The sequence below is a fragment of the Bombilactobacillus sp. ESL1202 genome (genome assembly GCF_058107125.1).
The window spans coordinates 39,448-51,646 of the sequence record NZ_JBYLTX010000002.1 but is presented as its reverse complement, the minus strand read 5'-3'; the positions used below and the strand labels follow the sequence as shown (position 1 = coordinate 51,646).

7 protein-coding genes are annotated in these 12,199 nt (G+C 33.1%); all 7 read right to left on the bottom strand.

Annotation, left to right across the window (positions count from 1 at the left end; translation table 11 throughout):
- Positions 1–14 precede the first annotated feature (14 nt).
- Positions 15–2,453: a hypothetical protein gene (locus AC3B7A_RS09130; RefSeq protein WP_489756617.1), complete on the bottom strand. Its 2,439-nt coding sequence runs from the start codon at positions 2,451–2,453 to the stop codon at positions 15–17.
- Between the two features lie 134 nt (positions 2,454–2,587).
- Positions 2,588–2,974, bottom strand: coding sequence for a hypothetical protein (locus AC3B7A_RS09125; RefSeq protein ID WP_489756616.1), 387 nt, complete (start codon positions 2,972–2,974; stop codon positions 2,588–2,590).
- A 32-nt stretch (positions 2,975–3,006) separates the two neighbouring features.
- Entirely contained in the window at positions 3,007–6,666 is a 3,660-nt protein-coding gene (locus AC3B7A_RS09120) for a hypothetical protein (protein WP_489756615.1), read from the bottom strand.
- Positions 6,667–6,698: 32 nt separating this feature from the next.
- Entirely contained in the window at positions 6,699–8,636 is a 1,938-nt protein-coding gene (locus AC3B7A_RS09115; RefSeq protein ID WP_489756614.1) for a hypothetical protein, read from the bottom strand.
- Between the two features lie 2 nt (positions 8,637–8,638).
- Complete coding sequence (locus tag AC3B7A_RS09110; protein ID WP_489756613.1) at positions 8,639–9,580, bottom strand: hypothetical protein; 942 nt, start codon at positions 9,578–9,580, stop codon at positions 8,639–8,641.
- A 16-nt stretch (positions 9,581–9,596) separates the two neighbouring features.
- Entirely contained in the window at positions 9,597–11,411 is a 1,815-nt protein-coding gene (locus tag AC3B7A_RS09105) for an AAA family ATPase (RefSeq protein WP_489756612.1), read from the bottom strand.
- The gene (locus AC3B7A_RS09100) at positions 11,404–12,192 is read right to left on the bottom strand and encodes a hypothetical protein (protein WP_489756611.1); all 789 of its coding nucleotides are present in this window, start codon (positions 12,190–12,192) and stop codon (positions 11,404–11,406) included. Before AC3B7A_RS09100 ends, AC3B7A_RS09105 begins: the two co-directional genes overlap by 8 nt.
- Positions 12,193–12,199 lie beyond the last annotated feature (7 nt).

Here is a 12,199-nt window from a genome sequence, read left to right as displayed (position 1 = left end):
AAGCCTTAATGGCTTTATTTGTTAAATTGATAGTGATTATTATACGAATCACTTAAAAATATGTGGTTATCTTCGGTTTGAACTACTTTCAACTTCAAAGTTTTTTTGCTATTTCCGTTTACAAACCCTGTTATGTTCTGTCCTTTAGTGTATTTGTCGGTTTCTTTTGGAATAATTACTGTCTTAACTGGATTATTGTTTTCTGGATCTATTGCAGTGGCTTTATAGCCAGAAATATGTGCTATTTTTGCATTCGTTTGTTCATTTTTACCTTGAGAATTTTGAGAAGGTAATATAAACACTTTTTCGTTACTGCTATTACCACTTGCAGAAACTTGTTTGTTGGTATTAATTAGCAATATACCCATTAGAGACATAACTAAAAAGACTATTCCACCTGATGTAAGTGCTGAAATTAATAGCTTTTTGTTTACTTTTTGAGTAGCTTCATTAGATTTTTGGTTGGCTAACTCTGTCTGAGATTTCCAACCATTAATTTCTGACTCATAATCCCGCTTAAAATCATTTTTTAGAGTTTTTATTGATTTAACTAAAAGTTGGTTATCATTGATCAATGATTCTTTATCCTTTTGAAGCTGATCTAATTTAGATGCCGAACCTTTTTTTAACTCATTTGTTATTTTTTCTATTTCTGATGTTTTTTGATCCTCCAATTCTTTACGTGATTTTTCAAAATCTGATTTCTGCTGCTCCAATTCCAATTTCAGTTTTTCAATCTGATGATCATGTGTTAATTCATCACCCATAACTTGAATTCTGGAATCTTCTTTTTCTCTATAATTGATATTTTGCTTATTTAAAACATCACTATATTGGTCAAACAGTCTTTTTTCATCTTTAATCATGGCAGAATTCAATTTTTGAACATTGTTAATTAAAGAGTCTGACATCTCCATAATTAGTTTGTTTGCATCTTTTTGACGATCAAGTTTTAAGTTAGCTAAGTCTAGACTATATTGAGTTTGAATATCTGATTTTAATTTATTAGCAATTCTTTCTTTTTTAAAACTAAGTTCTTCGCCATATTTTTGATCAAATTCAATATTTGCCTGTTCCTTGATTGAATTAACATATTGTTGCTTTTTTTGATTGTATTCTTGGATTACTGAGGACTGTGATTTTGATATTGTTTCAGACATATTCTTTTGAATTGTTTGATGATTTTGATCAATCTCTTTGCGTTTTTGATAATAGATTGATGATTCTAGTATATCTGACGTTTTATTAGTAACTGATTTTAAAATTAAATTTATTTGTCGGACGATGAACATTTCAATTAATTTGCTATATTGGTCATGCAGTTGCTTTAATTGATCATTAAAATTACTTTTAAATCTATTTTGAAGAGAATTAAGTGAATTGGGATCATCATCTGAAATTAAAGAAAATTGAGGAACTGAATTATTATTTAACGATTTTTGTAACTCTGATAAATCAAAATTTAATTTTAAATCGGATTGATCAGTTAATTCATCTTTAATAACTGTAATAAAATTCGACCACTGTTTTTGAGTTTTATTGTTTTCACTGTTTTGTACAGAAGTATCTAATTCCTTATTGTTAGATGTAACTGGATCTGTACTTGTATCTAAACCTAATCTTTCATCTAAAAGTGCAGATAGATCATCCATTGAAGTGTCATCATCAAAAATAGGATCGTTAGTGTCAATATTATCTTCTTCAGGAATATTTTTATTTTGCTGAATTTCTGCTTCTGAATTTTTGCTAGTATCAATTTCAGAAAATATGTCTGTATTCTTATGGTCCTGTATCTCTTCATCAATATTAATATTAGAATCATAATCATTAGTATTATCTTGGTCCAGCATATTGACTAATTCTGCTAAAGTAATAGTTTCATCCGAGATTTGTGATTTTAATTCAACGTCATCATCAGGTGCTTCAAAAGGGAAATAAGCCCAATTAAAATTAGCATTTTGAAATTCAGGAATGGCATCTAAATTTTCTAAGGTTTCATTATCTGGCACTAAAATAATATATCCAGCTGCGGCATCCGCTACTAAAGTTGCTGATGATATATTGTTTTTATCTAAGAGTGTACTAAATTCTCCAAACCATTCAGAATGTTTAGTAAATTTAACACGTTCGAATTCAACGTCATTAATAGCGATTAAACGGTAGCCTTTGTCAGTTTTTTGAACAATACCAGTAGGATTTTTTTCGATTAGATTATGTAATTCGGTCAAAACTTGAGAAGGTCTCATCTCTGCTATTTTTAATGCTTCGATTAATTTGTGACCATGTCTAATGGTTTTTGAATGTCGCCTCGTCTTTTTATGTATATCTGCATCTCTTTTTTCCAAGTCATGTTTTCGATTCCTTGCTGCTCTTTTTTGATCACGTTCTGCTTTTCTTTTTTTGCGTTCTTCTTGTCTAGCATTTTTTTTAGCTAGACGATCTTCTTTGCTCATGTACTGTACCTCCTAGAAATTATTAGTACAGATACAGTATCTCACATTTTTGGATTTTTTACCTATTATATCGAAAAAAATAAAGAAAATGACGGCCGTTTGACCGTCACTCTTTGTGTATTTGAATTATAAATTCAAACCCCGAAACCCAAAAATGGAATTAACAATGGAATTAAAGTTTGAATAGGCAAAATAAATCCACCGCCTAAGTTTTGCATCGTAACCTGCGATCCATCACTCATGGTTTTGAATAAATTCATTCCCCCATAAAATTCCGCACCACCTAATATTAGGCATGCAACCGCTAGCCAAGTGTATCTAGCTCTATTGCGATTGGACAAGACTGCCATAGTTGCAAAGATTGCCGTGCCAGCAATTAAAATAATACCAGCAATTAAAATCACTTTATTAGCATTGGTATCTAACCAATTCTTAAAGTTTGTCAAAAAATTTTCTACTTGCCACCCAGAAACAAATATTGTTTTTGGAAAAAATAAATTTTTTAGAAATATAAATCCCATGTTTCTCACCTCCTTTCAAGGCTTTTAAAAATTTATTGCGCCGAAAGATTTTCTAAATTATTTTTAATTGCATCTCTAATAGTTTGCTTACCATTAGCAACGTTTAACCCTTGATTTATAATTTCTTGCTTGGCAGCATTAACATTGCTAGTTTTTCCCAAATAATTAACATCCAATCCTGCTTCGGTTGCACTATTCATAACAGTTTGTAAATTTGCTTTAGCTTCTGAGTAATTTTTTCTAGCTTCTGGACTTGCTACATTTTTCCATGCCGTATTAGCAGCCGACCGAACACCTACTTGAGCATTTTTAATATTTTGTAAATGTTTTAGTGCAGTTTGATTAGTAATTCCAGATTGTGGTTTTGTAAAATTATATTTTGCCGGCGCGTTACTAAATGCTGATATGGCTGACTTTTGAGATCCTTTTAAATTAGATTTAGCCGTATTCACGGCAGCTTTTGCTTTGCCAATTTGTTTCGGAGTTGCATCAGGATCATTCTGAATGGCTTTTAAGTTGTTTTGTTTGGTTCCTAAATCTGCTTTAGCTGTTCTAACATCGCTAGTACTATCTTTAATTGCTGCTTCAGATTCAGCTTCCTTTTCTTGTTGCGCATTTTTAACAAAATCTATACTTGGATCAGATGCTTCTCCTTCTTCATTAGCCATATTTTCTAAATCTTGATCGCTAGGTTCAAAAGGTTGTCCATTTTGATCATTTGCTTTATTAGGATCGGAAGGTTCTCCTTGGTCATTGGCCATATTTTCTAAATCTTGATCACTAGGTTCAAAAGGTTGTCCATTTCCCGTGTAATTAGTTTCATCAGAATCCGGCATGGACTCCAATGAATTTAATAATCCTTTAGAATCCATGTTTACATCTTCAGTATTATTGTCGTTATTTCCTGAATTTTCTGATGTAGGATTAGTATTTCTAGCGGCAGATTTTGGAGAATCATTGACATTTTGTAATCCTTTATCAATGTTAGCCTGTTGAATCCCTTTAATATCTTTAGCAGTGTTTTTCAAACCTTTGCTTCCTAATACTTGACCTACTCCATTCAGACCACTTGCTGCAATTGATGTTCCCAAGTATTTAGCACCTGCTTTAGCTTTGGCAGCTTTAGACATATTATCTGGATCTAATCCTTTGTTTCCAGCTTCTGCGCGGATAGCATCTTTCATATTAGAAGCACCCGTTGCGGCTTTTCCAATTGGCGACTTTGGATTAGCTAGAGCTGCAGATCTTTTTTGGGCACCGGAATTATAATTTGTTCCCGACCCAGCAAAACCACCAGCGTTTCTATCATTGCTGATAGAATTACTTTCACCATCGTCGCCAAATGCAGAAGCAAATCTATTATTGCCGTTTGAATCAGTAGTGTTCAAAGCTGGAGCTCCTGATCTACTGTCAAATTCTCTATTAGGCGCATTAATTTGTTGCTTGTTAAAGAGACTGGTGAATGAGCGAATCCATTCTTCGCCAACAGAAGCTAAAGAATTGAAAATAGTTGAACGAGATTTTAGTAAGGCGCCGCATAACCAAAACAATAGTACGGCTACTGCTACATTTATGGCTCCATAAGCCAATGAACTTACAGCTCCAGCTAGTTGAACATGATGTGGCAAGATGGTACTTGTGAACAGTGTAGAACCACTTCCTGTGAACATTCCATCAGCCATAGTTGAAAAGGCGACTATCATTTCCTTAGACATTTCATAGAACCAGCCGCCAACAGTTACCTGGATGAATAATGCAAACCCCAGCATTACTACATCTACTACACCTTGAATAGGACTCACTGCAGTTTTTAGAAGATAGCCGAACTGTTTGGGAACCGATGATATAACAGCATTAACAGCCAGCAAAGCAAACATTAATCCTAATAACGCCATAGCCCAAATTTCTGCTATCATTAAGCAACCATTACCAATGGCAGTAACTCCTCTGCCAATTAAACCAACAGATAAATGAACTGGTGTTGATTGACTATTAGCTTCATCGCTAGCGTTAGTGAATTTAATTTGATCTCCTGAAAAAGTTGATAATAGATAGTTATACATGCCGATAGTACTTAGCCCAGATCCATAACTACCAGTAGTTCCATCAGATTCTCCGATTGGGGATCTAGAAGTATTTGGTGTATGAGCATTAACATAATATCTTTTAGAATCGGTAACGTCTTTGTCATTAGTTGTCAGATCGCCATCAGTCATCAAATCTTCTTGAAATTCTTTATTTTTTGTTTTACTTTTTTTGAGTTCTTGATTGCTTAAATGTGATTTCGCATAGGATTCCCAATCAGACGCTATATAACTATCCGACATCATCCACGATTCTAAAATTTTGTGTCCAGCATCACCCAAACCGCTAATGTTATTTATAATTGAAGTGCCCGAATTTAAAACGCCACCGTCAGATGCGTCTTGCTCTACATTTTGAGACAACTCTCTGGCATTTCCTAAGTTTCCACCATATGCATTAATAGTTAGTGCATCTCTATGAGAAACAATAGGGACTTTAGTTTGCGCATAGGTAACAGGTAATTCAGTCGATAAGCCATTAGGTAATGCTAAGCGTGTTTTTTCAGACCAGTCTTGAAATGATATAAGATTGGAGTAAATTGCATATTGGGAAGTATTGTCATCTGCATACATATCTTGTCCAGTATTAATTAATGCAGACATGAACTCACCAAAAATAAACGGTGATGCAACAATTATGAAATATTTTAAAAAGACTTTAAAAAATGCACTGAATGTATCTGAGATGGTTCCACGACTTTGTTCGTGTCGACTAAATCTGATACCAAAAATTGCTAAAGTAATTCCAATTGCTAATGAAAAGCCAATTCCCCAAAAACCAATATCTTTTACATTAGAGTAAATACCATTAATCAATTGAGCTATTGATCTGAATGGACTATTCTGGGGGAGAGAATCGGCTCCATAACCAATCCAGTCAGCAACGTTCAAATATGATAAGAGTTTAAAAATCACACTAAAGAGATATTGCACTACTCCATTTAGCAAATAACCTAGCATTACGGCTCCACCCATTAAAAAGCGGCCGAATGTTTTAAAAGTATCTAATACACCGTCATTGAGGTGGGAATGGTCCAGTCCAGTCTGGGTTAAAATGAAACCAAAAGCTGATGCATCATAGTAGTGGCTTTTGTCTTTTTTATGTCCATTACCATCGTCAAATTTGGATTGTTTATCTGCTTGTAACATTGCAGACTGAGTAGCTGTTTTGTCTACCTTGGTAGAAATACTGAATGGATTGATGCCTGCAAAATCAGCATGTTTTGAGCCCATCATGCTCCACATATTGCCAGCATGAGTTAAAAGCTCATGCTTGTTTTTATCACTGGAAAATGCCTGTACATTTGCGTCTTTAGATATTTTAGAAAAATCAATGTCTTCTGTATCTTTCGTATCTTGTTTATCATCGTCTTTGCTATCTTTGTCAGAACTAGAATCTTTATCTTTAGAATCAGAATCTGATTGAGGAGATGCAGCATCCGGCTCAGATGATTGACTATCAGCAAAAACTTTATGTACAGGTGGATCAAAATAGTAAGTATGTTGAACTTGGGTTGCTAAAAAATCCAGAGATAATGCAAGTAATATAGCTATTAAAAATGTTAACCACTTATGTTTTTTGATATAGCTAATCTTTTTTTGGGTCATATAAGCACGCTTTCTAGCTTTCTACTTTCTAGTTAATTAAAGTCTTGGCCAATCATTGGGTCGCCCCAAAAGGTCAAATTGTTAAAATCTCTTCTTAAATAGCAAATTCGATTATCTTTTCGAGAGATTACGTTTTTCAATTCCGCTGGCATTTGTACGTTTAATGTTTGTTCATATTGTCTTAACAACGAATTATCCATGCGTCCAGTCAATATATAATCAGCAGAGGTTAGTCCATTAAAGTTTGATTGATCCAACATACTTTTGATTGAATTGTACAAATAGACGACTCTAATATTTTTTAAGGATAGTCTTGATAAAACATCTTGAACATATTTGATAATTGACTCGTCTCTTTCTTGATCCAGAACGTCAACCCCGTGAATTATAAGAACGTCACCACTTCTCATCGATAAAGTTGCGAATCCTAAAGCATTAACGAATTGAGCCATAGTTACAGCTCTACCACGCTCTAACAACTTAGAAAAATCATAATAAACTTGGGGAGTTTGATTAACTCTGTCTAATGAGTCCGATGATTTTTTATTAAAGAGGTCACCATATTCATCTCTCATTTGTCTAAAAATTGAACTTAGTGAGCGTAGATCTGCAGTGTCAAAACCGAGACCTTTATTAGCAGACGCTGATTCATATTCATTGTTGACATATTGCCTAAAAATATCTGTATTTGGATATTGTTCGTGTGGTAAATTCAACAGTTTAACACGATCAGTGTGTTCTTGAGCATTATCGGTCCACATATTTTGATCGATATAGAATTTTTTAATAACATCAGCTAGTAAATTTAAAGCTTCTGCTGAAAGATTAGGGTTGAATTGCTTGGCCATTAATTTTAATTTTTCGATTTGTTGAGAAAAAATACTTGAATATTCTTCTTTAGGTGTATTGGCTTCACCTATTATTTCAAAAGGATTCAGTTCTCCTTTGTCCATAGAGATTAATGTTGAAATATCAGAAAGGTCAGCACCAATTGACATAATATCAGGTACTAATTCTCCATCAATTTCAGTCTGTTCAGATGAAAGAACCAGGTGAATTACTCGATGATTATTCATTAAGACACTTTGAGCTATTTTTACCCCCCACATAGATGCAGCTCTTACATTTTTAAATATATTTACATCAGAAACATCTCCACTAACAGTTTCAGCAGCAGAATCAAAACCTACATTTACATGATTTTGAAATAAATCCGTATCCCAAAGAACAGCTGAGGAGTTAATATCTCCGACCATACTGCCTACATATACTCCATTGGGATCATGAATACCTTGAGTAACTAGATTGTAAGCGCCGGCATATTCCGTAGAAGTGAACAAGTAATTCTTTCCTATTTGGTCATTTGCCGATTTAAATGAGTTTTGGAAATCCTCCATTTGACGTCCATCAAAGGCAGTGGCATATAATCGCTCAAACCTGTCGTCATACATTCGACTTACTCTATCGATGGCTAAATCTAATTCTGACAAATTTGGAGCTTTAATTAATAGTTTATAAGCCACTCTTAAATATGAGTCTCCGCGAATTAATTCACTAGCAATTTGGTTAATGTCGTTAATTCGCATTTTAGATATGTGTCGATCTTTTGAGGATCCTTTCTGATTGTCTTCTTGAATTTGACTTTTAGCATCATTGTCGGCGTTTTTTTGATTGTCATCGACCCATTTTTTTGACATAGTTGAAACGTGTGTAATCAAATGACAAGTAACATTTTTTCCTAAGTTACCCGGTATCAGAGAAATAGACCACATCGGTCCCATATTTCTATCAGAACCTTGAGAGTGAAAGACAGTTAAAATCGTGCCAACACAATTATCAACTTTAAAATAGTCGCTAAAAAAAACGTAACCCGTTTTGGGTTTAATTTTCATTAAAAAATTGTTGCTAGATAACATGGCATTTTTACTAAGTTTTTTGGTTTTGTCATGAATAGCATTCAATACATTCATATTTAATCGCTCACCTTATCTTTATGGATGCTTTGTGCAGAAACAAATTCTTTCATATATTCAATCATTTCGGATTTTTCCAAAAGACGTGCAGATTGTAAAAATGGAACATTGATGTGATTAGAGTCAGGATTATATGCATTATTTAAAAGTCTTTGATTAATATCGGCTAGTAATTCTGTATTAACTGATCTAACTATCAGATATTGGTGAATTGATCTGAATGTTTGACCGACGAATTGATCCATGACTTGGTAATTTTGTGCATAAACTTTTTTTAAACCATTTGATTTATTGGTACAAAAAATATTCTTTGATTTTTGCATATTTAAATTGTGCAGCTGCTTTTTTACACGTTGAGGAGCTAACGTTGTATCATAAGTTAATGACGTATTTACACTAATACCCTTGTGAAAAATTTTTGAATTATGTAACAGAGTGTCTAAATCGTCTTCAAACATTAAATTGGATCCATTACCAATGATGCTATAAATTTGTCCTACGTCATTATTTTCAAAAACAAGAAAACTATTGTTAAATTTATCCGTATAAATATCTTTAATGTCGTACAGTAATTCCAATGTTTTAGAATCAGAACTTTTTAAGGTATGAACATGTCGATCTGATTTAACAGGATATTTAAAGGCTGGAATAAAGTATGATATGCCCCTCATTTGATTTTTAGTTCTTCCTAGAAATAAATAGCACAAATATATATAACCAGCTGAAAATAAAATAATCCCCCAACCACCACCATTTTTAAAAAAGGTTTCAAAAATTAATCCCATATAACAGAAAATGGCAAAGGCAATAGTCATGATATCTACTACATAAAGCTGATACTTTGTTTGAAATTTATCTGTTGAAAGATTTAAACGGAGTTCTAACTTTGATGAATCTAATCCGAATGAAGGTATTTTGAATAATCTTGTTGACATTCTCATATGTATCACTCCAATATCAATTTGAACTTAATTGACCAACTTTAATACGTGCTGTACTAAACTGTTTTAAATTAGTAGGATCGTTGTAAACCATATTGCCAGACACTAAAACGCCAATATTTTGTACATTAGGATTTTTGTTCATAAATTTGGCTAGAGGAGCTAAAACATCATCTTTTAAAATACGTCTAATTTCTCGACCAGCACCTGCATCCGTTGAATCATCAGTTTTTTCTAGTGCAATGTACTCAACTACTTTTTTGTCAAAGTATAAATTGATACCAAACTTACGTTTCATCTTTTGAGCTAGCTCTGACATACGCAATTTTGTTACTTGAATTTTAGCGTCCCTACCCAGCGGTTTAAAAATGATGACAGAATCAATACGGTTGTACAATTCTGGCGGAAACTTATCTTTCTTCTCTGTTTCTGAACCATCACCAATTAAACTAGTACGAATAATTGTTTTGTATTTCATCATATTTTGTTCACGCACTTCAGCAGAATCAGCATCAACAAATCCTTGAATATCCTTATATATTTCATTACCACTATTTGTTGTCATAACAATGTAGCAGTTACTAAAGATTGTTTGTCTACCATATCGATTAGTTAAACGGCCATCATCTAAAACTTGAAGCAACAATTTTCTGATGGCAGGACTGGCCTTTTCTACTTCATCAAGTAAAAGTATAGAAAATGGGTGTTCCCACATACGATCAGTTAATCTTTCTCTAAAATCATTAATGTTACTTCCAGGACCATATTCTGACATATCAAAGCGAATCATTGAATCCTCAGTGCCAAAGAGACTTTTGGCCATTGATTTTGCTAACTCTGTTTTTCCAACCCCTGTTGGACCGGCAAATAAAAATGAAGCTTGGGGTCTATTTTCGTCAGTTAATCCTTCTACCGATATATACAGTTTCTTAGTCACTTCGTTAATGGCGAATTGTTGATCTAAAACCCTAGAACTTAGATAATCATTAACTTTTTCTACGTTCACGTTCCAGTCAATTTCAACACCTTTATTTTGAAACATAACCTTTTGTAGCAAAGATTTATCCATTGGTAAATTTAGTGCCCTATGCTGTCCTAACATTGAATCAAAAATATTTATGCTCTTTCTTGGTTGCTTTTCGGATGGTAAAAATCGTTCAGAAACTTCTACTATTTGTTTCAATAGATTTAAGCTGATGTGATCGTTTGGTGCAAACTGTTTTGCCAATGATTGTAGAATTTTAAGTGCCGTGGTCGTATCAATATCTTTTAACTTAATCGTTTGAAAACGTTCGTCTAAAGCCTGATCTGATTGGAGATTATCTATGTATTCCTGGTAAGTTGTGGCAGCAATTACTTTAACATCAGTAGTACCAGATTTCGCCAAAATAGGTTTTAAAGCCTGTAAAGCCGCTGGCGCGTTATGAAACAATTGATGAATTTCATCCATGAAAAGAACGATACTATATCCATTTTCCTTATTAGCAATTTGAAATTGCTGAACTTCATCTGCCAGTTTTTTCGTTCTATGAGCTGCCAACGCTTCAATGTTTGAGGTTATACCATCGGTACTAGTTAAATTAGCTATATCCACTGCAAAATATTGTCTTTTTTTATCAAGTCTTGCAGCTTCTCTAACTAGGGTAGTTTTTCCAACTCCAGGTTCAGATAACAACATGGCATTTTTGATTATTGATCTATGAAAAACAGAAATTATCTGATTGACTTCATCTTCCCGGTTTAAAACGATTGAATCAGGCGGTTGAAGTGGTGATGTAAATTGATTCAACGTCGGATAATTCGTTCTGTCGAATTTTATATTGTTATTCAAGAGCATCATCTCCATCATTATATAGATTATCTGGATCCTGAAATAATGAATCAAAATCTGCTTTTTCGTCTTTGGAATTTTCAGTATCTGATTGAGTTGAAAATTCACTAGAGTCTAATACTTCATCTTTTGAATCGTTTTTAACATCGTTTAATAAATCTTCAGTTTCAGTACTAGAATGGATGTTTGAATTTTTGCTAACATTGATGTTAGATAGAGCTTCTTGCATAGACTCATTAGCATCTTTCAAGAAAACATCTTCATCTACAGTATGTTGATTTAAATATTTAAGGTTATCTTCTTCTTTTATCGGGGCTTTAGTTTCTGTAATTTTTGCGTTTACTTCGTCATTCTTAACTTCATTTTTCGAAACCAAATTATCATTTATAAATTGATTTAATTGATCTAACAAAATTTGTTCAATCTTATGTAGTCGATTAAAAAACAAAGTTATTTGTTGATTTCTTGGAACATATGTATTACCTCTCAGGTAAAGGTTATCTCTTTCACACACATATTTTAGTTTTACCGAATCATTATTTAACTCAAAAAGTGATTTAACAAAACTTAAAAAGTTATCAGTTTGATCAAGTAAATGTAATTTCTTTGAAATATCATTAATAACAGATACTTCATTTTGATAATTCGTGGCAATAATAACACTCGATAAATTCTTTTGAACATTCTTTATTCCACTAAGCTCTATTTTCAATTTGGCCAGATCTTTATTTAACTTTTGATAGTTTTTTGGCTCTAAAAAGTCTGTCATAAGATAGTCCATATTAAAC

Coding starts and splice junctions, on each gene's coding strand:
- AC3B7A_RS09130 (WP_489756617.1), bottom strand. CDS start 2,453: ATGAGCAAAGAAGATCGTCTAGCTAAAAAAAATGCTAGACAAGAAGAA.
- AC3B7A_RS09125 (WP_489756616.1), bottom strand. CDS start 2,974: ATGGGATTTATATTTCTAAAAAATTTATTTTTTCCAAAAACAATATTT.
- AC3B7A_RS09120 (WP_489756615.1), bottom strand. CDS start 6,666: ATGACCCAAAAAAAGATTAGCTATATCAAAAAACATAAGTGGTTAACA.
- AC3B7A_RS09115 (WP_489756614.1), bottom strand. CDS start 8,636: ATGAATGTATTGAATGCTATTCATGACAAAACCAAAAAACTTAGTAAA.
- AC3B7A_RS09110 (WP_489756613.1), bottom strand. CDS start 9,580: ATGAGAATGTCAACAAGATTATTCAAAATACCTTCATTCGGATTAGAT.
- AC3B7A_RS09100 (WP_489756611.1), bottom strand. CDS start 12,192: ATGGACTATCTTATGACAGACTTTTTAGAGCCAAAAAACTATCAAAAG.